Below are 22,006 nucleotides of genomic sequence, written 5' to 3'. Positions count from 1 at the left end.
AATACCCTACGGGTTGTGGAGTGTTCATTAATCTCTACAATAAGTAGGGTATTCGATTCCCCACTTATTCTGAAAAAGAGCCCGACGGCTCAAAAAACGGCATGGTACGTTTTTTGAGCCGTTTTTTGGTGACATTACCAACAAAGAATACTAACGTTATGGAAAGAAGAACATGGGTTGTTGCAGCAATGCTGGCAGCCACGACCAGTCTGACGTCCTGCGCTTCGTTTGAGAGCTGGCTCTATGGCGACTCTAAAAACAGTCGGCAGGATATGGTACAACGAGATCGTACCACCAATAGTCGCGATTCACAAAATCGATCGACTTATGATGATGACCGCGATGAAATGTCGAGTCGGGAGCGAAGCCCACGCGAATCACGTGATGAGCCTTTGAGCCGATATGACCGGATAACGTCCAGTAAGTATCGGAATGCTTACCGCCCTTCGGCCGACCGCTATGAGCAGCCAGGTCGAATGTCGGGCAGTAGTTCATACAACACATACAACAATCGCTATAGCGACCAGTACAACGACCGACGGGATTCTTACGGCAGCCGCTACGATGATCGGTACAACGACAGCCGCTACTCCTACAACGACCGGGACCGTTACAATGATCGAAACAATTACGACAATCGGGATTCGAGAGATTCCTATAACTACCGTTCCGACAATGACCGGAATCGTGACAACCGCTACGATAATCGGTATACCGACGACCGCGACAACGACCGCCGGTATGATGATCGAGACTCCCGCCAATACAACGACCGGGATAATCGATACAGCTATAATGACCGACGGGATTCCTACGACGACCGGGACCGTTACAATGATCGCAATGACCAGCGTGATATGAATCGGCGGTACGACGACCGGGACCGCAATAGCCGCGATTCGTATAACGACCGTAATGATGGGCGGGATGACCGCGATAATCGGGGTGCTTTATCGAATTTGTTTAGTAACCGCGATGACCGGGATTCGCGCCAGAATGACAACAGCAATGATCGGAACAGCCGATACGACGATCGGCAAACTGATCGCAACAACCAGCGTGACGACCGGAGCTCTGACCGAAATAGTCGCAATAACGACAAATTTGCAGATGATCGCAGGGATCTTTCGGACCGCATTTCCGATCAGATGGACAAAATTGATGATCAGCTCGACAACGCCAAAGAAAACGTAAGAAACGAAAGCCGGAAGGCTCGCAAAGAACGCGAAGACCGAATTAAAGATCTGGAAGACAAACGCCGTCAGCTTTCCGACGCCTACTACAAAGTGCAACGTTCGAGTGAGGACGATTTCGACAAAGTTAAGCGTGAAACAAATCGTACGATAGACGACATCGGCGATGCCATCGATAAAATGGTTGACAAGATGGATAAAAAATAATTTTCTGTTGGCAATGTACAGAAGGGCTGGTCAGTTTTGGCTAGCCCTTTTTTGGTGTCTGTCCGAATCGATAGCCCGTAAAGCCTGTCTGCAAGCTATATTTGCAGTATGGCATTAATAAGACCAGTTCACGGAATTCATCCTTCGTTTGGCGACAACTGCTGGTTTGCAGAAAACGCTACCATTGTTGGCCAGGTTACTATGGGCCGCGACTGCACTGTATGGTTCAACGCCGTGGTGCGGGGCGATGTCAATACCATTACATTTGGCGACCGCTGCAATGTTCAGGACGGGGCCGTTATTCACTGCACCTACCAACGTTCTAAAACAACTGTTGGTAACTATGTTTCCATTGCCCACAATGCCATTGTACACGGCTGCACCATTGAAGACAATGTGCTGATCGGCATGGGGGCTATTGTAATGGACGGGGCCGTTATTGGTGCTGGTAGCATTATTGCGGCCGGAGCCATTGTGACCCAGAATACGGTTGTTCCTCCTGGTTCGATTTATGCAGGCAACCCGGCCCGGTTTCTGAAAGCGGTCTCACCCGAACAGGCCGAAGTGTTTGCCCGAACAGCCAACAATTATGTCATGTATGCTGAGTGGTTTAAATAGGCACGCTGCAATAGAAGACTATGTGCTGATAGGCAGCGCAACCATAAACCAATCTAAAAAACATGGAAGATTTTCTGATTTATTTACGGTTGGGGTTCGATCATATAACTGACCCAGCCGGTTACGATCACATTTTATTTGTGATTGCTCTTTGTGCAGTATATACGCTGCAACAATGGCGGCAAGTACTAATTCTGGTAACGGCCTTTACCATTGGGCATTCCATTACGCTCGCTCTGGCTACCTTGCAATTGATTACCTATAAAACGGCACTCATTGAGCTTCTTATTCCCATTACCATTCTGATTACGGCTATTGCGAATTTCTTTTTTCAGGAGCCAAAATCCCGAACGCTCCTAAAAACCCGGTCAACGAATCGCGCTGGGGGCCGCTATGGTTTGGCATTAGTCTTCGGATTGATTCATGGCATGGGATTCTCCAACTATTTACGGAGCTTGCTGGGTCGCGAAGCCAATATCATAAAGCCGCTCCTGGCCTTCAATATTGGTCTGGAGCTTGGCCAAATCCTGATCGTCGGAATTGTACTTACGCTGGCCTATGTTGTGCTCAATGTACTGCAAAGCAGTCGCCTGCGCTGGACCCTGATTGTATCCGGAATTGTGGCCGGCATGGCTCTATCGTTGATTATCAACAACGAATATCTAAGCGAAATACTACAGTAAGGCTTGCCATTCTTCAATAAGGTACTTTCATTCATCAAAATACCCGTTTATAAAATCTCTTTTTTTTGTACTTTTAGCACTTTAGTCAACAACTACAATTCAGTTTATGCAAAAGATAATTTTGCTGGCAACGAGTTTAACCATTTCGATATGGTCTGCTCAGGCACAAGCTCCGGCTTCCCGGACACAACATGCCAATACCCGCTTTGAGCAACTCGGCCCCATGTTACCCACCCCTAATACGTTTCGTACAGCCTCTGGAGCACCCGGTAAAGATTATTTCCAGAATCGAGCCGACTATGACATTAAGGCCACGCTCGACGATACAAATCAGAAAATAACCGGCTCCGAAACAATTACTTACCATAACAATTCGGGCGACGCCCTGCCTTATCTGTGGCTCCAGCTCGACCAGAATTTGTTCAAACCCAATTCGATTGGCAACATTGCTAAAACCAGTAGCATCAATGCCGAACGCGGTGCATCGATGCGTCAAATTGATCCAGCTTCGGCCGTAGCCGGGAAAGACTACGGGCACAAAATAACCTCCGTACGTGATCAAACAGGCAAACCACTTAAATACACCATCAACGAAACCATGATGCGGATTGATTTGCCACAGGCTGTTGCGCCGGGCAAATCGGTAACGTTTTCCATTGACTGGAATTTTAAAATTATCGATGCGAAAAACGTTGGAGGTCGTTCGGGTTATGAGTTTTTTCCGAAAGACGGGAACTATGTCTACGAAATTGCTCAATGGTTCCCTCGTCTGTGTGCCTATAGTGACGTAACGGGCTGGCAAAACAAGCAGTTTCTGGGGCAGGGTGAGTTTACGCTGATCTTTGGTAATTATAAAGTAGCCATTACCGCCCCTAACGACCATATTGTTGGTGCCACCGGCGAACTACAGAATCCGACCCAGGTACTGACCGCAACTCAGCAGAAACGCTGGAATGACGCTAAAGGAAAGGGCGATAAACCAGGCGAAAACCCGGTTGTGATTGTTACGCAGGCCGAAGCCGAAGCCGCCGAGAAAGGTAAACCAACCGGCACAAAAACCTGGGTCTATAAAGCCGACAACGTTCGTGACTTTGCGTTTTCCAGTAGTCGTAAATTTATCTGGGATGCCCTCAATCCAACTGTAGAAGGAAAGCGTGTCTGGGCCATGTCGCTCTATCCGAAAGAAGCGAATCCGCTCTGGGGGCAATATTCGACCCGACTCGTAGCGCATACGCTCCGCTCCTACTCGCGCCGTACAATTGCCTATCCCTATCCGGTTGCCTATTCGGTTCATGGACCGGTTGGAGGAATGGAATACCCGATGATGTGCTTCAACGGCGCCCGCCCCGAAGCCGATGGAACCTATTCGGAAGGCACCAAGAATTTTCTGATTCTGGTTGTTATCCATGAAGTTGGACACAACTTTTTCCCAATGATTGTGAATTCCGATGAGCGCCAGTGGTCATGGATGGACGAAGGACTGAACAGCTTTCTGGAAGGATTGGCCTGCCTGGAGTGGGATGCGAACTTTCCGGCCCACGGCATCGACCCGCAATATATTGTCGATTACATGAAGCTCGATTCGACCCAGCAGGTGCCTATCATGAGCAGTTCCGACAATATTTTGCCGAATACGTTTGGTCCGAATGCCTACAGCAAACCCGCCACAGCGCTGAACATTCTGCGTGAGACGGTAATGGGTCGGGAGTTGTTCGACTATGCCTTCAAGGAGTATGCCCGTCGATGGGCTTTCAAATCGCCCGAACCGGCTGACTTTTTCCGCACTCTGGAAGATGCCTCGGGTGTAGACCTGGACTGGTTCTGGAAAGGCTGGTTCATGGGCGTTCAGCCCGTCGATCAGGCCCTAACCAAGGTAGACTGGTATCAGGTAAACTCGCAAAATCCAGAAATCACGAAGGCCGAAGCCCGCGCTGCGGCTCAACGTCGGATGAATACCATCAGCAAACAACGCGATGCGCTCAGCAAAGATGAGACCGTGGTAGCCCAGGACAGCACGATGCGGGATTTCTACAACCAGTATGATCCATATGCTGTTACGGACGAAGACAAGAAAAAATACCAGGAATATCTGGCTTCGTTAACAGCCGAAGAACGGTTGCTGGCCGAAGCTGGCACTAATTTCTATACGCTTTCGCTGGAAAATAAAGGTGGTTTACCCATGCCGGTCATCATTCGCATGGAGTTTGAAGATGGCACCGATTCGGTTGCCCGCTTCCCGGCCGAAATCTGGCGCTTCAACGATGTAGCCGTTAAAAAAGTGATTGCGACCCCTAAAAAAGTGAAGCAGTGGACTCTTGATCCCTATCAGGAAATTGCCGACATCAACACCGAAGACAATACATTTCCGCCGGTGGCCAAGCCTACCCGCTTCCAGCTCTTCAAACAGCAGGGACGCGGCAATACTGCTCCGAACCCTATGCAGCAACAACGGCAGCAATCAAAAAACCCCTCTCAACAAGGTAGTAGTCGAAACTAACCAAAAACAAGAACTTAACTTCCGATAAACTATGAGAAAAACAGTGTTGATGGCTGGTATGGCCCTATGGTCAGCAGTCTTACTAGCCCAGGCACCCACTCAGAACGCCAATACTCGTTTTGAGCAACTTGGCCCTATGTTGCCTACACCCAATACGTTCCGTACGGCAGCCGGTGCCCCTGGTAAAGATTATTTCCAGAATCGAGCCGACTACGACATTAAGGTTGAACTCGACGACGCCAATCAGAAAATCATTGGCTCCGAAACGGTAACTTACCATAACAATTCGACCGATGAGCTACCTTTTATCTGGCTGCAACTCGATCAGAATTTGTTTGCAAAAGGCTCAATCGGTAGCGTTACACGCACGGGCGGTGTCAATGAAAATGGGATGAGCTTTGGGCAGTTACAAAACCTGACCTCAGTTCGTGAACGGAGCAACCAGCAGGCTACTGATAAATATGGCTATAAGATTACGGCCGTTAAAGATGCCAAATCGGGCAATCCGCTCAAATACACGATCAATCAAACGATGATGCGAATTGATCTGCCTGCACCCTTAAAACCCGGTGGCAGCTATTCGTTTAATGTAGACTGGAACTATTTCATTACGGAATATTATGGCCGAAGCGGTATGGAGTACTTTGCCAAAGATGGCAACTACAATTACTTCATTGCGCACTGGTTTCCCCGGCTATGTGCCTACAGTGACGTAACGGGCTGGCAAAACAAGCAGTTTCTGGGGCAGGGTGAGTTTACGCTGATCTTCGGTAATTATAAAGTAGCCATTACCGCTCCCAGCGACCACGTAATTGGTGCTACCGGCGAATGCCAGAACTACAAACAGGTGCTGTCAGCTACACAACAAAAACGCCTGGCTCAGGCAGCAACATCGAAAAACCCGGTTGTGATTGTTACGCAGGCCGAAGCCGAAGCCGCCGAAAAAGCGAAGCCTGGCGATACGAAAGGGAAGAAAACCTGGATTTTCAACGCCCAGAACGTTCGCGACTTTGCTTTCGCCAGCAGCCGCAAGTTTATCTGGGACGCTATGCAAACCGACGTTTATGGCGATGGACACAAAATCTGGAGCATGTCGTTCTACTCCAAAGAAGGCAACCCGCTCTGGGGCCAGTACTCGACCCGCGTTGTTGAACATACACTGAAATCGTATGGCAACCGAACAATAAAATACCCGTATCCAGTAGCGATTTCCTGCCACGCTACGGCCGGTGGTGGTATGGAATACCCAATGATTTCATTCAACGGCGGCCGGCCTGAACCAGATGGTACGTATTCCGAACAAACCAAAGCTGGTATGATTGGTGTCATCATCCATGAGGTGGGTCATAATTTCTTCCCGATGATCGTCAACTCCGACGAACGGCAGTGGACCTGGATGGACGAAGGACTGAATACCTTCTGCCAATATCTGGCTGAAAAAGAATGGGATTACAATTTCCCTGCCCGCCGGGGAGAACCACGGGATATTGTCGATTATATGAAATCTGACAAATCGGTTCTTTCGCCCATTATGACCTCATCTGACAACGTAATCAGTCTTGGACCCAATGCATATGCTAAACCCGCCACAGCGCTGAACATTCTGCGTGAGACGGTAATGGGTCGGGAGTTGTTCGACTATGCTTTCAAGGAGTATGCTCGTCGATGGGCTTTCAAATCGCCCGAACCGGCTGACTTTTTCCGCACTCTGGAAGATGCCTCGGGTGTAGACCTGGACTGGTTCTGGAAAGGTTGGTTCTACGGAGTAGAGCCCGTCGACCAGGACTTGGTTGAGGTAGACTGGTTTCAGGTTGATTCGGGCGATCCGGTTGCAACCAAGGCCGCTGCCAAAGCCGAAGCCATGCGTCGGGCCGGTACGATCAGCAAACAACGCGACGCGGCAACGAAAGACGAAACAGTTGTAGCTAAAGACTCAACCATGCGGGATTTTTATAATAGCTACGATCCGTATGCCGTTACAGACACTGATAAGAAGAAATATCAGGATTACCTGGCTTCATTGAGCGAAACTGAACGTGCTACACTGGAGAAGAGTGCCGGTACTAACTTTTATACGCTTTCGCTAAAGAACAAAGGCGGTTTACCCATGCCGGTCATCATTCGCATGGAGTTTGAAGATGGCACCGATTCAGTTGCCCGCTTCCCGGCCGAAATCTGGCGCTTCAACGATGTAGCCGTTAAAAAAGTGATTGCGACCCCTAAAAAAGTGAAGCAGTGGACTCTTGATCCCTATCAGGAAATTGCCGACATCGATACCGAAAACAATTCGTTCCCGCGTGTAGCAGAACCGACTCGTTTCCAACTCTTCAAACAACAGCAACGTTTTGGTCCTCAGGGCCCGAACCCAATGCAACAGCAACGTCGTGCTAATCAGCCACCAGCTGCGCAGGGAAGTAGTAAGAACTAGACCAAGGCGAGTAGAATGAACAAGAGATAACAAAATTTCTTTATTCTCCCTTGTTCATTCTACTCTCTTCACTACCTTTGCAGTCCAATTCGGGATGTAGCACAGTCCGGTAGTGTACTTGTATGGGGTGCAAGGGGTCGTGGGTTCGAATCCCGCCATCCCGACATTGATTGGTAGCCGCTTATAGATTCTATAAGCGGCTTTTTACTATATTGATTAGTGTCCAGCTATTCAACACTTCCCCAAATCCATTCTTAAGCATTCAATTCTGGCATTTTAAGGCTGACAAGCAAAGAGCCTTTTCCTGTATTTGCAAAAAGTGGGCTAACTTCATGAAGTTAGCCCACTTTGCTATGGCATGATCCAGTATTTCCTAGCTCATTGAAATTGGCTCGGGTTCATAATCGACAATATCTTTCACGAACGATGTACCTCGCCAAAGCGATAATAAAGCATGGGTTGTCATTGCTGCGCAAAAAAAGGCAATAACTTCCAGTAGCATAGTAAAAACGAGCCAGTCAGCAAATGGCAATTCTTTTGAGAGAACAACCAATTGCTGAAAAAAATCGAACGTAGTCACGCCCAGTGTTGTAAACATAGTCGTGATTCGAAAACAGTATATACACAACATGGCTTTAAGTCAATCCCATATACGCAGTCTAGTTTACTCGACTGATACTACACTAAACGTTGTAAAGGCCAGCAAAATACAAATTTTTATAATTATTTAACAATAATCAATTTAACATACGACGCGGAGCCTTGTTTGGATTTACTGGTAAAAAAATATTTTAGGGAGAGCTTGTGCAATTATAAGGCTATCTGCATCTATAGGCTATAGCACCAGGTACATTCGTGAAGAAAGGTACTCTTAACAATTATTTTATGAACAAAGCCCCCCCAAATCTCAGCGACTGGCTGGTCACCTGAAGGAGCATCAACCGTAGTTACCTTGAAAGACAAGGCTTTACCGGACAATTCAGTTTCAAAATAATGATCTGACAATATTAGTTATATGCAGGTAATTATTAATGAATTACAAAGAGCAAAGAAAATTTGGCTAATACGTTTGCATTGTATTCGTCAGAAAAACCTTAGTTTTGTAGAGGTTTCGAAGGCTTTCACTCAAATTTTTAACTGAACAAACCGAAAGAGTCTAAATTTTTTGCTTTTTTTACCGGGCAAACCAACTTTCAAATTTAACCCTACAGTCCAGTTCCAATGAAAACACAAACTCCTTCTCCAGCACCAGCCAAAGCAGCGGCACCAAAAAAGAAGTCAGGTGGCTTAAACCCTGCATTAGTAATTCCAGTTCTGCTGCTGATCGGTATTCTGACGTACATATTCGTCTTTGGTGATGGCAGCCACTTCCAGGAAGGTGACAACACAAAAGAACCACTACCCGGCGACTACTTCGGTACCGTATACAAGGGCGGATTTATTGTACCAATCCTGTTTACTTGTTTCCTGACCGTGTTAGTGTTCTCTATCGAGCGGTTTATCACCATCGGTCGGGCAAATGGTACCGGTTCTATCGACGACTTTGTCCGTAAGGTAAAGTCTCTTCTTGACCGCAACGAAGTGGCAGCCGCCATCCAGGAGTGCGACAAGCAGAAAGGATCGATCGGTAACGTTGTAAAAACGGCTTTGCTCAAGTATCAGCAATTGTCGACGGATACCCAACTAGACAAAGAGCAGAAGCTGGTAGCTCTGCAAAAGGAAGTGGAAGAAGCTACCACGCTTGAATTGCCAATGCTTGAAAAGAACCTGACGATCATTGCTACGCTGGCATCGGTATCAACCCTGATCGCCCTGCTCGGTACGGTACTTGGTATGATCCGGGCCTTCGCAGCTATGGGTGCTACTGGTCAGCCAGACACAGGCGCTCTGTCGACGGGTATCTCTGAAGCCCTGGTAAACACGGCACTTGGTATCGGTACGGCTGCTATTGCAACAATCATGTATAGCTATTTCACCAGCCGTATTGACGTGCTGACCTATAACATTGATGAAATCGGCTTGAGCATTCAGCAAAACTTTGCGGCTCATTACTAAGCCGAAACAAGTACAGTTGATGTAAATTAACCCACCTGCCCGATTTATTCGGGCAGGAAGAAACAAACCAACTCATGCCAGCAGTTAAAATTAAACGTGCTAGTTCGACTGTGGATATGACGGCTATGTGCGATGTTGCGTTTCTGTTGCTGACGTTCTTTATTCTGACGGCTCAGTTCAGGTCGCAGGATGCCGCTGCTATTGAAACGCCTTCATCCATCTCTGGAATAAAAGTTCCCGATAATGATATCATGACAATTGGTCTTGGTAGAGACGGCAAAGTCTATTTCGGTACAGATAACCAGAATACCCGTATCGCCACTCTGGAGAACATTGCAGAAGCCAAAGGAATTACGTTCACCCCAAAAGAGAAAAAAGAGTTCGCTCTAATGTCTAATTTTGGGTTGCCTATTGCTCAGTTGAAATCGTATCTCAATCTGTCCAAAGAACAACAGGCGAAAGTAAAACAGCCTGGAATTCCAACTGATTCGACCGGTGCAGGTGCTACAAACGAGTTAAAGGACTGGGTATTCAATTCCAGAAAAGCTAATAACAAACTTCGAATTGCACTGAAAGGTGATAACCTCGCCAAATTTCCGGAGTTCAAAAATGTATTAGCTACGCTTCAGGCACAAAATATCAACAAATTCAACCTCATTACGGGTACTGAAGCCCCTCCGGCTGGTTGGAAACCCGATTGATTTGATTGTGCACAGCAATTGCAAATAAACTCATTGATTTTCACCACGCGAATCTGTTAAGAAAACATGGCAGAAATTAACACCGGTGGTGGTGGTGGTAAGCATGATGGTGGTAAGGTACGGTCCAAAAAGGCGTCAACCCGTGTGGATATGACGCCAATGGTAGACCTGGGATTCCTTCTAATCACCTTTTTCATTCTGGCCACCACCTTGAGCAAGCCATCTTCGATGACGCTCAACGTACCGGACAAAACTAAAACAGAAGAGACGGAGCCTATTAAGGCTTCCAACGTAATGACGATCTTTCTGGGGAAAGACAATAAAGCCTACTACATTTTCGGTAAGGCTGCCAATGAAGATCCCGAAGTGAAGACCGTTGGCTATGGCTACGAATTTCGCCAGGCTATCCAGGAAAATGCTCGTAAAGTTCCCGCCGACAAATTTGTTGTGGTAATTAAGCCAACCAAGCAATCGACCTATAAAAACATGGTTGATGTGCTCGACGAAATGGCTATCACCAAAACAAAGCGTTATGCACTGGTTGATCAGTTAACGCCGGATGAGAAAAAAATGCTCAAGGAGAAAGTAAAATTAGAAGACGCATAGACACACCATGGCAGAACTGAATCCACAGGCAACCCTCGATGATATCGTATTTGCCAATCGGAACAAAGCATATGGTGCCTACGATCTGCGGAAGACCTATCCGAAGACCGTAACCCGTGCGCTTATAATTGGTGGGGTTCTATTTACTCTCGGTGTACTTACGCCTACAATCATTACGGCTTTAACACCTGAGAAAGAAGAACAGGCAATGGTAGAAGTAGATCTGATGAAGCTTCCACCTCCACCAATTGATCCAAACGAACCGCCACCACCGCCACCACCACCGGTAGAAGTACCAAAGGTGAATACGGTGAAATTCCTTCCGCCGGAAGTAAAACCAGATGAAGAAGTACCTGAAGAAACACCTCCACCAGCCGTAGAAGAGCTGAAGGAAGCTGTTGCTGCCGAGAAAACTCAGGAAGGCGATCCGAATGCAGAAGAAGTCATTGCAGCACCCGAAGCATCGGCAGCGCCAACCAAAGTGGAAGCGGCTGTAGAAGCAGCCCCGAAAGAAGAAGAAATCTTTACGGTGGTAGAACAGCAGCCTGAGTTTCCAGGTGGTATGGCCGCTTTGGGTCAATACCTTGGTAAGAACCTGCGCTACCCAGCTGCAGCTCAGCGTGCCAACGTATCGGGCCGGGTATTCGTAAGCTTCGTTGTTAATACCGATGGTAGTATTCAGGATGTAACGATCCTGAAAGGACTAGGTTTTGGTACAGATGAAGAAGCACAGCGCGTTGTAAAAGCGATGCCAAAATGGCGCCCAGGCAAACAGTCGGGTCGTCCGGTGCGGGTAAAATACAACCTGCCGATCAACTTCACGCTGGAATAGATTAGTCTATGCGCGAACGGGATCGAGGCCCAGCGAAGCTGACACTATATATTTCAGTACTGGCTTCGCTGGCATACTTGGGAGGAGGCATCGCACTGATTGCCTCCTCTCAGTCTTTTGGCGTGTTTCCAGAACCCGGTTTTTTCCGATATGGTCTGGCAGCCTTGTTATTAGCTTACGGAAGTTTTAGGGCATACAGAGCCTACCAAGGTTTTCGGGGAAATGATTAGAATCGGAATTTGGGGCCTTCTGGTCCTGATTGGGCTCATCGGTTGCGATAGTAAGAAAACAGCGCTCGACAACCCATCCAGAGGATCAATTGTGATTGCTGCTGACGAATCGTTTCGGCCATTAGTAACTCAACTGACATCTGCTTACTCGGGTATTTATCCTGATGCTCATTTCAAGGTGGTCTACAAACCGGAGCAGGAAGCCATTAATCTAATGCTGAAAGACAGTGCCCGGATTGCTATCACAACCCGAACACTAAATGCAAACGAAAAAGCGGTTCTCGACAAGAGCAAAATAGTAGGCTCAGCAACCAAACTGGCAACAGACGGAGTTGCACTCATCATTAATCGGGCCAATACCGATAGTTTGCTAACGATGAGTCAGCTAAAAACTATTTTTACGGGCAAAATCAAACAGTGGTCACAACTAAAGCCAGGAAGTCAGCCACTACCAATTACATTGGTATTTGATAACAACAATTCCAGCAATTTAGAGTTTGTACTACACACGTTTGGTATTACCGACGTAACAGGTTTGCGGATCTTTACGGCTAAATCGAATCGGGAAGTAATCGACTTTGTGCGTAAAAATCCGTCAGCGTTAGGGTTTATAGGCGTTAACTGGATAAGTGATGGCGATGAGCCATTAACTGCCGAACTGTCTAAAGATCTTCGGGTAGTGGGTATATCGCCTAAAGAGAATCCAACCACCCGGGCCGATTATTTTCAGCCTTTTCAGGAAGATCTGGGCATGCAGCGTTATCCCTTACGACGCCCTGTGTATGCACTTAGCCGGGAAACACATCCAGGATTGGCCGGAGGCTTAGTAAATTATGTTATTCGGGATGCTGGCTCACTCATTATTTATAAGCTAGGTTTATGGCCATCCGTACCGTATAATAGGGAGGTGAACCTAAGAAAATGAGGAAGTTTTTTGGTTTGACCGCAATTTTTTAGTTTTGTCAATTGTTTATTATTCATAAAACCTTTTTTCTAATTTCCAACCTGAAATACATGATGAACAACCAGAGAAAATCGCTGTTGACCATCCTGTTCGTGGGGGCGAGTCTAACTGCTCCATTGATGGCGCAAGACGTCCAATCTGCACTGAAAGATCTGGATGCCGAGCGATTTACGAAAGCTGGCCAAACGCTTACGCAGCTAGCCACAAGTTCACCATCAGCTGAGAACCAATTCTATTTAGGTTATTACTATCTAAGAAGCGGTCAAATTGATCAGGCTAAAGCAGCGTTCGAAAAAGGAGCCGCTGCTGATAAAAAAGATCAACTGAACAATGTTGGTTTGGCAGGAGTAGCTTTAGCCAAAAAAGATCGTGCTACTGCTAAAACGCTGATCGACGAGGCAGTTTCGGCAACCAAAAGCAAAAATCAGGACGTTCTGATGCGGGCGGGTGAAATGTACACCCTCGAAGAAACAAACGATCCTGCCGAAGCAATTCGATTGCTGACGATTGCCGATGAGAAAGATAAAAAGAACGAGAACGCTGAGATTGAAATGCTACTTGGCGATGCTTATTTTCTGAAAAACGACGGTGGTAATGCCATCTCGAAATATGAAAATGCACTAGCCATTAACCCAAATCTGGCCGAAGCGAACTATAAAATTGGGCGTCTTTACCTCCGTGGTAAAAACTATACCAAAGCGCAGGATTATTTCAAACTGGCTATCCAGAACGATCCTGAATTTGCTCCTACCTATCGGGCCTATGCCGATGCGCTGGCAAATTCGCGTGCTTATAAATCTGCAGCAGGCTATTATGAGCAATACATTCAAAAGAGCGGTACGACCGATCCTGAATTATTGCTCGATGTGGCCCGCTATAAGTTTCTTGCCGAAGACTATCAGGGAGCAACAGCCTATCTTGATCAGTTAAAAGGGAAAATAAACAACCCAATTATTGACCGGATGTATGGTTGGGCTTATACGGCAATGAACAAAAACAATGAAGCTGTTCAGTCGCTGAATCGGTTCATTTCAACAGCTCCCCAGAAAGTAATTTATGACGATTACAAATATCTGGGCCGTGCTTATGGTCAACTAGGTACGCCAGAGGGCGATTCGCTGAGCATTGTAAACCTGGAGAAAGCAGCCCCTGAAGATACAACCGACAACCTGTATCGTGAGATTGCCAAGAAATATTACGATAACAAACAGTACGATAAAGCTGCTGCCTACTATAAGAAAACGATCCAGCACGACAAAAAGCCTCAAAACAACGATTATCTGTGGCTTGGTCTTGCCGACTATCAGTATGCTCCCCGCGTAGGTCGTGATAGCTCTGCTGCTCCAATGGATTCAGCTCAGATTGCTCAACTAAAGCAGCAATATTACCTCGGTGCTGATTCAGCCTTCTCTGAAATGGCGCAGAAAATTGAGGCTGATGGCAAAACATACCCCATTGCCTACTATTATCGGGGCATGGCTAATTACTACGCCTATTCCAAAGATCCAGCACAGGCAAGTACAGCAGCAACTCCAATTTTTGAGAAATTTATCGAACAGACAACGGTCAAAAAAGATCCAGCTGACAATACCGATTATTCTAAATACCTGATCACAGCCTATAAAACATTAGCTGGTTTCAGTATTGCGAATAAAGATGATGCAAAGGCTAAAGAGTATTTCCAGAAAGTACTGGAATTGAATCCAAATGACCAGCAGGTACTTAAGGCTATGGAAGAACCCAAAGCGGCACCAGCAGCCAAGCCAGCAGCAAAATCGACTGCAAAAAAGAGTTAAATCAGTCTTTTGATTGATTGTAAAAAGGCGCAAACAATATGTTTGCGCCTTTTTATTTGATTTCCAGTTAATAAAAACCTCCCAGGCAAGAGGAGTCTATATATTATTTTCCGGGTGGAATCGTAACTTTGCGGGCGCAAATTTTTCCCCGGACGACACTACTAAAAGAAGCCGTATGCTTAACCTTGTATTGTTTGGCCCTCCTGGTGCCGGCAAAGGAACTCAAAGTGAGAAATTAATCCGTAAATATAATTTAGTTCATTTATCGACTGGCGACCTGCTGCGTTCGCAGATTTCGGCAGGTACAGAATTAGGCCTACGTGCTAAACAACTCATGGATCAGGGCTTATTGGTACCCGATGAAGTAGTGATTGGCATGATTGAAAATAAACTTGAAGAAAATCAGTCGGCAGCAGGTTTTATTTTCGACGGTTTCCCCCGAACAGTTCCTCAGGCCGAAGCACTCGATCAACTATTGAGTGCGCATAATACACACATTACGACCATGATTGCCCTGGTTGTAGATGATGAAGAATTAACAAAACGGTTACTCCTGCGTGGCCAGACATCAGGGCGCCCCGATGACCAGAACGAAGAGTTGATTCGCCGTCGGGTGAAAGAATATAATGACAAGACAGCCCCCGTGGCAGGCTATTACAGCAACCAGGGAAAATTTGTTGCCATTAATGGTATTGGCGATATCGAAAGCATCTTTAGCCTGATCTGTACGAACATTGAGCAGGCCAGCTAATTGATTCTAGTTACTCTGCCTCTTTCAGAGCTAACTTTTCTGACAGTAATAAATAAACTATGGCTTCATCTAACTTTATCGATTACGTAAAAATCAACTGTCGTTCAGGAGCAGGTGGAGCCGGATCAGTGCATTTCCGACGCGAAAAGCATACGCCTAAAGGTGGTCCTGATGGTGGCGATGGTGGACGAGGTGGCCATATTATTTTAAAAGGCAATGCGCAGCTCTGGACCCTGCTCCACCTGAAATATCGCAAGCACGTGAAGGCCGAAAATGGCACAGCTGGCGAAGGAGGTCGGCGTAGCGGTGCTCAGGGTAAAGATGTAATTCTGGAAGTTCCACTAGGAACAATTGCCCGAAACCCCGACACAGGAGAACAACTTGCCGAAATTACGGAAGAAGGGCAGGAAATAATTCTGTTCCCCGGAGGGCGAGGTGGTTTAGGAAACGATCACTTTAAATCCTCAACTCAGCAAGCTCCAGACTATGCACAACCAGGCGAGCCGGGTGTTGAAGAATGGGTTATTCTGGAACTGAAATTACTGGCCGATGTTGGTTTGGTAGGATTTCCGAATGCGGGTAAATCAACGCTGCTGTCTGTGTTATCGGCAGCGAAGCCCGAAATTGCAGATTATCCCTTTACAACCCTTGTCCCTAATTTGGGAGTCGTTGCCTACAGAGATTATAAATCGTTTGTGGTGGCCGACATCCCCGGTATTATAGAAGGGGCATCGCAGGGCAAAGGGCTCGGTTTACGATTTTTAAGGCATATTGAGCGCAACTCTATACTCTTATTTATCGTACCGGCTACTAGCGAAGATATTCGGCAGGAATACAATACGCTTCTCAATGAATTGCGGCAATATAATCCGGAGTTGATGGATAAAGATCGTTTATTGGCAATTTCAAAAATCGATCTTGTCGATCAGGATGAATTGGCACGTATTCAGGACATATTACCTAAAAAACTACCCGTAACCTTTATTTCAGCAGTCAGTAATCAGGGGCTGAATGAGTTAAAAGACAGCATCTGGCAACGTTTGACCGCAACTCCTGACCAAACTGAATAAATAGACCAACCTTATCTGGCCTTTCTCTATACAACCTGGCCGCATTCGTAAATGCTATGAAGTATTTCTCGTTGGCCTGCAGTATACTAGCTTGTCTGTTACTGCCGACATTAACGATGGCCCAACTACAAGTTTCTTTCCCGACCACTCGGGCAGTGTTTCAGCGCAATAGTGCCAATCAGGCCGTATTCCGTATAACGGGGTATTATACAACAACCATTACGAGTGTACAGGCACGGGTGCAGGCACGTAATAACCAGGGAACGTCAACAGATTGGGTATCGATACAGGATAGCCCAACGGGTGGCGTCTTTGCGGGCGACCTGACGGCTTCGGGAGGATGGTACAATCTTCAGGTTAGGGCTATGAATGGCGACCAGCAGGTTGGCGATGTAGTTACTGTTGAGCGGGTTGGCATCGGCGAAGTATTTGTAGTAGCGGGGCAGTCCAATGCACAGGGTGTTCACCGATATGCTCCACTTTCAACCGACGATCGGGTAAACTGTGTAAATTATCGATATCCGGATAATGGTTTTCCGGCTGATCCGGACATCCCTCAATTTTCGCACCTAGACGACGGCGACAATTCCTATATTGCTCCCCGAGGGGTAGGTAGCTGGTGCTGGGGTCGCCTTGGCGACCTGCTGGCCAGCCGTCTGAATGTGCCAATAATGTTCTTTAATGCTGCCTTTACGGGCACATCCGTTCAGCAATGGCGAGATAGTGCTCCCGACGGTGGTACTGCTTATGGGTATGGTGGAGCCCCGTATCCTGCCCGACAACCTTACATTAACCTCAAACAGGCCCTACAGTATTATTGTAATATGCTGGGAGTTCGGGCCGTTCTCTGGCACCAGGGAGAAGCCGACAACCTGTTCAATACATCGACACAGAGTTACGTTACAAACCTGCAATTTGTTATCAACCAAAGTCGGCAGGACTTTGGCAAAAGTGTTAGCTGGGTTGTAGCTCGCGCTTCTCATTATGATCCACTGGGTTCCAACAGCAATATCATTACAGCCCAGAATCAGGTAATTTTATCGACACCAAACGTCTTTGCGGGTCCAGAAACAGATACGGTTCAGGTTCCACGTACGCGCCCCCCCCTCAATGATCCCGACGGTGTTCACTTTGATTATAATGGATTGGTTACCGTTTCAAATCTCTGGAACTTAAGCCTTAACGAGCGTTTTTTTCAGAACTCAACGCCATTTTCACCCGCCCTGGCCCCAACCGTATCGGTAGCCTGCGCCGGTAACAACCTTACATTCAGCATTAATGGGAGCTACGCTTCTGTTCAGTGGGATTCTGGCGAAGCCTCCCAAACAGTGACGAAGGGCCCTGGCCTATATCGGGCTAAAGTAAAAGATGCTCAGGGAAACACGCATTTTACTGGTACAGTACGGGTTTCCGCTACGCCAATAGCTGCCGTAGCGAATAACGGTTTGCCATATATCTGTGCAGGAGGCTCGCAGAGCCTGACCAGCAACTACGACAATGTGACCTGGCTTAGTCAGCCTAATAATACCAGTGTAGGCTCTGGGCGTACGTTCAGTACGAATCAGGCTGGATCGTATTCTGTCAGATACCGTGATGTGAGCGGTTGTGATTTTGTATCGAACACACTCGATCTCACATCGAAACCTCTGCCAGCAACACCAGCAATTACGAATAGTAAATCGGCTACTTTCTGCCAGGGCGACAATACTGTTTTACTGGCATCGAGCGATAATGTAGTTTACAACTGGAGCGATGGCCAGAAAACAAAGCAAGTAACCGTTACCGGATCAGGCTCTTATACCGTCACCGTAACAGACCAGTTTGGTTGTACATCGGCTCCCTCCAACATTATTCAGGTTGTGGCCAATCCTGTTCCGGCCAAACCCATTATTACGGCAAGTGGTTCAACCACCTTCTGCGCCGATCGAACTATTCTTTTATCGGCACCAACCGATGCGGCTTATCAATGGACAAGTGGCCAGACGGTGCAAAGCCTAACTGTTGCACAATCGGGTAACTATTCCGTAAAAACTACAAATCAGTACGGTTGTACATCTGTTCTGTCAGATGTAGTTACCGTACAGGTCAATCCCCTCCCCCCAACCCCAACGGTTTCGGCCGCCGGTGTTACAACCTTCTGTGCAGGTAATAGTGTCGATCTGAATTCGGTATCAACCTACGACGTTGTCTGGTCGAGTGGGCAAACTACGCCATTGATTACGGTTACTCAATCGGGTAATTATGCCGTACAGGCTAAAGACCAAAACGGATGTTTGTCCGTTTACTCACCCGTCATTAGCGTACGGGTCAATCCCCTGCCGAATGCACCAACCATCCTGACCAGCAAATCGCCAATATTGTGCGAAGGAGAACGAGTCACGTTTACTATTGAAGGGCCTTATACTGTTTTCTGGTCGACAGGCGACTCAACACGAAGCATTACAACTGGACAGATAGGCCTATATTCAGCTAAAGTTCGGGATCAGAATGGCTGTATTTCGCCCCAATCCGACACAATAACGGTAGAAACACGACCGCTTCCTCCGGCACCAACCGTCAATGCCATCGGAACATTCACGCTTCAGGCCATCAGCTCTACCAACAGCGACCGCTTTATCTGGTATCGGGATCGTGATTCTCTTGCAGCACAAACCCCAATCATTAAGGCCGGAACTGCCGGAAACTATACGGCGAAAGCCTCTATTGTCTATTCCAATACGCTTACCTGTTTTTCAGTACCTTCTGCACCTTACACCCTCATCATTGACCCCAGCGTCAATGGCTTAAGCATCTATCCAAATCCTAACCCCGACAAAGTTGTCATTATTGAAGTTCAGGAAAACCTGACGAATGCTGTTATTACACTTCATTCTTTAACGGGCCAACTGGTTCTGACCCGAAACGTAGGCGTTTTTGACGAGCGAAAACAACTTGTCTTAACTGGCTTACCTGCTGGTGTTTATATTTTGCGCGTTGAAGGTTCAGGCTTTAGCAGGGCTAAACGAATTTTACTTGGATTATAATATAATGCCTCAACCTACCGTTCAATCATAAAAACCCGCACTAAATTTGTACTATACCGTGAAATAGTACATAGTAGAGAACGGCTCCGTTGAGTAAGGTCTGATTGTTGCTCTGGATAATTATGAAAAAAGCTCTTTTGTCGACATTGTCAGCAACAGGATCGAATTAAAGCGACACATGAAAAACCACTATACCCTCTTAGTACTGCTGTTTTGTTCAATTATAGCAACTCCTCTTTGCACTCAGGCCCAAACTACTTCCGTTGTCAAAATCACATACCCCGAAAGCCGGGCCGTTTTTCAGCGAGGAACCGACAATGTTAGTACCATTTATCTCTCGGGCAACTATTATCAGCCAGTTGATAGTGTTCAGGCACGTGTTGTGGCCGAAGTGGCAGGTCAGGGTATTGATACACCATGGACTACCATTCAGCGAAATCCACAGGGTGGAATTTTCCAGGGATCTGTTCGGGCTCAGGGGGGGTGGTACCGCCTTGAAATACAGGCTTTTTCAGGAGGAGTGGTGCTTGGTAACGATGTTATTCGAAAAGTAGGCGTTGGCGAAGTTTTCATTATTACGGGTCAATCCAATGCCCAGGGATTTCAGAACTTTGGTGCAGTAGGGGCGGCCGATGACCGGGTCAACTGCGTTACCTACGACAATATTACGGCTAACTCACTGGCCGACCCTCCGGCTCCAACATTCCAGCAACTTGGAGCCACGTCACTTATTGGTCCACGTGGACAAAGCGCCTGGTGTTGGGGCTATCTGGGTGATCTTATTGCCAAACAATATAACGTGCCCGTTCTGTTTATCAACACCGCCTGGCAGGCCACCGTAATCAAAAACTGGCGCGAAAGCTCAGACGGCATTATCACCAAGAACATTTTTGCCATGGGTACTCCCTACGAAAACTTTCCGGCAGGGATGCCTTATGCCAACCTGGTGATTGCGCTGCGCTATTACTGCTCATTACAGGGGCTGAGAGCCGTGTTGTGGCAACAGGGCGAAAATGATAACGTGCCCTTACACTCAACCCGGGCTGCCTATGCAAATGATATGCAATATCTGGTTAACAAAACCCGCTCCGACACAGATCGTTATCCAGCCTGGGTTTTGGCCCGATCATCATATAACGCCGGAGAAGTTAGCCAGGATATTATTCAGGCTCAGAACGATGTGATCAATACTTATAACAACAACGTTTTTGCCGGGCCTTTTACCGATAATATCCAGATTCCCCGCTACGAAGGTGACGTTCATTTTGGTGGTGACGGTTTAAAAGAACTGGGTCAGGCATGGTTTAATAGCTTAAACAATATTTTCTTCGCCACCTCACGGCCGCTTACTCCCCTGCCACAACCAACCCTTAAAGTGGCCTGTTCGGGTAGTAATACGTTAAGCGTTTCCCTTCCTGACGCTTATAAATCCTATTCCTGGAATACAGGCCAGGCAACGCAAAACCTCACTATTAGCACTGCCGGGGTATATCGGGCAACGCTAAAGGATAAAAATGGAAATACCTTTTTATCGCCCACGATTGATGTACAAGGCATCATTCAGCCAACCGTTCCTACGATTGCCCTAAGCAGCTCGCCGAGTCAACCAGCCGCTGTGCAGCAACAGGTTTGTGCAGACTCTGCACTGAATCTGATAGCGACAACCTCAACAGGGAGTATTCCTTTATGGAGCACCGGCATTGCCAGCAAAACCATCTCGCTGACAACTAGTGGAACCTACTCTGTGCAGGCAATTAATGTATATGGCTGTAAATCAGCTCAATCATCGTCTTTCACCCTAACGGTGAGGCCTAAACTGCCCGCTCCCACTGTTCAGCAAGTAGGAACCTACTCGTTGCAGGCAGTTTTGCCAACCCCCACGGGCGGGATGGATCAATTTGACTGGCGACGTGCCAGTGAGATCATTCCACAAACCAATGCCACTATTAAAGTTATTGTTAGTGGCAACTATTCGGCTCGTGCCAAAACAACATTCACGGTAACCAATGGAGCCAATCTGACTTGCTACTCCGATTATAGTGCTCCTCAACCATTTACATTCGATCAGACAACCGGCGGAGTTAGCGTATATCCGAACCCTACAACGAATGGATCGGTTACGATTGAAACAATCGAAAATTTAAAAAACGCGCTCGTGGATGTCTATTCACTAACGGGTCAGCAATTGGGTTCCTATACGGTCCCTTTATTCGATGAACGGAAATCCGTAGATCTGTCGGGCCTTTCCCAGGGCGTTTATATCATTCGTGTTCGGGCGGCTGGCTTCGATGTTTCTCGCCGGATCATAGTTGCCCCCTAGCTTCGAATCAGCCGACAACCTGCTTTCTAAGG

Annotated in this window: 16 protein-coding genes and 1 tRNA gene; 16 read left to right on the top strand and 1 reads right to left on the bottom strand. The window is 47.1% G+C overall.

Annotated features, from left to right (window positions below):
• The first annotated feature begins 158 nt into the window (after positions 1-158).
• The 6 genes from WBJ53_RS02730 (at position 159) to WBJ53_RS02705 (ending at position 7,790) form a co-directional block, all read left to right on the top strand.
• Entirely contained in the window at positions 159-1,400 is a 1,242-nt protein-coding gene (locus WBJ53_RS02730) for a hypothetical protein (RefSeq protein WP_338874511.1), read from the top strand.
• A gap of 108 nt (positions 1,401-1,508) precedes the next feature.
• A complete protein-coding gene (locus WBJ53_RS02725; protein WP_338874510.1) occupies positions 1,509-2,018 on the top strand; it encodes a gamma carbonic anhydrase family protein in 510 nt (169 codons plus the stop codon).
• 62 nt (positions 2,019-2,080) lie between these two features.
• On the top strand, positions 2,081-2,701 hold the full coding sequence (locus WBJ53_RS02720; protein ID WP_338874509.1) for a HupE/UreJ family protein: 621 nt from the start codon (positions 2,081-2,083) through the stop codon (positions 2,699-2,701).
• A 106-nt stretch (positions 2,702-2,807) separates the two neighbouring features.
• Positions 2,808-5,198, top strand: coding sequence for a M1 family metallopeptidase (locus WBJ53_RS02715; RefSeq protein ID WP_338874508.1), 2,391 nt, complete (start codon positions 2,808-2,810; stop codon positions 5,196-5,198).
• A 31-nt stretch (positions 5,199-5,229) separates the two neighbouring features.
• Entirely contained in the window at positions 5,230-7,626 is a 2,397-nt protein-coding gene (locus tag WBJ53_RS02710; protein WP_338874507.1) for a M1 family metallopeptidase, read from the top strand.
• Between the two features lie 90 nt (positions 7,627-7,716).
• Positions 7,717-7,790 (top strand) — tRNA-Pro (locus tag WBJ53_RS02705).
• Positions 7,791-7,999: 209 nt separating this feature from the next.
• Here the strand turns inward: WBJ53_RS02705 and WBJ53_RS02700 are convergent.
• Entirely contained in the window at positions 8,000-8,224 is a 225-nt protein-coding gene (locus tag WBJ53_RS02700; RefSeq protein WP_338874506.1) for a hypothetical protein, read from the bottom strand.
• A 623-nt stretch (positions 8,225-8,847) separates the two neighbouring features.
• On the opposite strand from WBJ53_RS02700, the gene WBJ53_RS02695 reads away from it, so the two are divergent.
• The 10 genes from WBJ53_RS02695 (at position 8,848) to WBJ53_RS02650 (ending at position 21,974) form a co-directional block, all read left to right on the top strand.
• Positions 8,848-9,681, top strand: a complete 834-nt coding sequence (locus WBJ53_RS02695; protein ID WP_338874505.1) for a MotA/TolQ/ExbB proton channel family protein — start codon at positions 8,848-8,850, stop codon at positions 9,679-9,681.
• A 74-nt stretch (positions 9,682-9,755) separates the two neighbouring features.
• Positions 9,756-10,382 (top strand): biopolymer transporter ExbD, encoded by a 627-nt coding sequence (locus WBJ53_RS02690; RefSeq protein ID WP_338874504.1) that lies wholly within the window; start codon positions 9,756-9,758, stop codon positions 10,380-10,382.
• Between the two features lie 66 nt (positions 10,383-10,448).
• Positions 10,449-10,988 carry a biopolymer transporter ExbD gene (locus WBJ53_RS02685; protein WP_338874503.1) on the top strand — a complete coding sequence of 180 codons (540 nt, stop codon included), beginning with the start codon at positions 10,449-10,451 and terminating at the stop codon, positions 10,986-10,988.
• Positions 10,989-10,995: 7 nt separating this feature from the next.
• Entirely contained in the window at positions 10,996-11,820 is an 825-nt protein-coding gene (locus WBJ53_RS02680; RefSeq protein WP_338874502.1) for a TonB family protein, read from the top strand.
• A gap of 222 nt (positions 11,821-12,042) precedes the next feature.
• On the top strand, positions 12,043-12,975 hold the full coding sequence (locus WBJ53_RS02675; RefSeq protein WP_338874501.1) for a substrate-binding domain-containing protein: 933 nt from the start codon (positions 12,043-12,045) through the stop codon (positions 12,973-12,975).
• 89 nt (positions 12,976-13,064) lie between these two features.
• Positions 13,065-14,810: a tetratricopeptide repeat protein gene (locus WBJ53_RS02670; RefSeq protein ID WP_338874500.1), complete on the top strand. Its 1,746-nt coding sequence runs from the start codon at positions 13,065-13,067 to the stop codon at positions 14,808-14,810.
• A 175-nt stretch (positions 14,811-14,985) separates the two neighbouring features.
• Positions 14,986-15,561 carry an adenylate kinase gene (locus WBJ53_RS02665; protein ID WP_338874499.1) on the top strand — a complete coding sequence of 192 codons (576 nt, stop codon included), beginning with the start codon at positions 14,986-14,988 and terminating at the stop codon, positions 15,559-15,561.
• A gap of 59 nt (positions 15,562-15,620) precedes the next feature.
• Positions 15,621-16,631, top strand: coding sequence for a GTPase ObgE (gene obgE, locus WBJ53_RS02660; RefSeq protein WP_338874498.1), 1,011 nt, complete (start codon positions 15,621-15,623; stop codon positions 16,629-16,631).
• Between the two features lie 116 nt (positions 16,632-16,747).
• The gene (locus WBJ53_RS02655) at positions 16,748-19,654 is read left to right on the top strand and encodes a sialate O-acetylesterase (protein ID WP_338874497.1); all 2,907 of its coding nucleotides are present in this window, start codon (positions 16,748-16,750) and stop codon (positions 19,652-19,654) included.
• A gap of 178 nt (positions 19,655-19,832) precedes the next feature.
• On the top strand, positions 19,833-21,974 hold the full coding sequence (locus WBJ53_RS02650) for a sialate O-acetylesterase (RefSeq protein WP_338874496.1): 2,142 nt from the start codon (positions 19,833-19,835) through the stop codon (positions 21,972-21,974).
• Positions 21,975-22,006 lie beyond the last annotated feature (32 nt).

This window comes from Spirosoma sp. SC4-14 (assembly GCF_037201965.1).
Lineage (GTDB): Bacteria > Bacteroidota > Bacteroidia > Cytophagales > Spirosomataceae > Spirosoma.
Note: the sequence above shows the minus strand (reverse complement) of the source record. Positions and strands in the feature narration are given on the sequence as shown.

Bases quoted from the DNA above. Each gene is read 5' to 3' on its own strand.
- WBJ53_RS02730 (WP_338874511.1), top strand. From the start codon at position 159: ATGGAAAGAAGAACATGGGTTGTTGCAGCAATGCTGGCAGCCACGACC.
- WBJ53_RS02725 (WP_338874510.1), top strand. From the start codon at position 1,509: ATGGCATTAATAAGACCAGTTCACGGAATTCATCCTTCGTTTGGCGAC.
- WBJ53_RS02720 (WP_338874509.1), top strand. From the start codon at position 2,081: ATGGAAGATTTTCTGATTTATTTACGGTTGGGGTTCGATCATATAACT.
- WBJ53_RS02715 (WP_338874508.1), top strand. From the start codon at position 2,808: ATGCAAAAGATAATTTTGCTGGCAACGAGTTTAACCATTTCGATATGG.
- WBJ53_RS02710 (WP_338874507.1), top strand. From the start codon at position 5,230: ATGAGAAAAACAGTGTTGATGGCTGGTATGGCCCTATGGTCAGCAGTC.
- WBJ53_RS02700 (WP_338874506.1), bottom strand. From the start codon at position 8,224: ATGTTTACAACACTGGGCGTGACTACGTTCGATTTTTTTCAGCAATTG.
- WBJ53_RS02695 (WP_338874505.1), top strand. From the start codon at position 8,848: ATGAAAACACAAACTCCTTCTCCAGCACCAGCCAAAGCAGCGGCACCA.
- WBJ53_RS02690 (WP_338874504.1), top strand. From the start codon at position 9,756: ATGCCAGCAGTTAAAATTAAACGTGCTAGTTCGACTGTGGATATGACG.
- WBJ53_RS02685 (WP_338874503.1), top strand. From the start codon at position 10,449: ATGGCAGAAATTAACACCGGTGGTGGTGGTGGTAAGCATGATGGTGGT.
- WBJ53_RS02680 (WP_338874502.1), top strand. From the start codon at position 10,996: ATGGCAGAACTGAATCCACAGGCAACCCTCGATGATATCGTATTTGCC.
- WBJ53_RS02675 (WP_338874501.1), top strand. From the start codon at position 12,043: ATGATTAGAATCGGAATTTGGGGCCTTCTGGTCCTGATTGGGCTCATC.
- WBJ53_RS02670 (WP_338874500.1), top strand. From the start codon at position 13,065: ATGATGAACAACCAGAGAAAATCGCTGTTGACCATCCTGTTCGTGGGG.
- WBJ53_RS02665 (WP_338874499.1), top strand. From the start codon at position 14,986: ATGCTTAACCTTGTATTGTTTGGCCCTCCTGGTGCCGGCAAAGGAACT.
- obgE (WP_338874498.1), top strand. From the start codon at position 15,621: ATGGCTTCATCTAACTTTATCGATTACGTAAAAATCAACTGTCGTTCA.
- WBJ53_RS02655 (WP_338874497.1), top strand. From the start codon at position 16,748: ATGGCCCAACTACAAGTTTCTTTCCCGACCACTCGGGCAGTGTTTCAG.
- WBJ53_RS02650 (WP_338874496.1), top strand. From the start codon at position 19,833: ATGAAAAACCACTATACCCTCTTAGTACTGCTGTTTTGTTCAATTATA.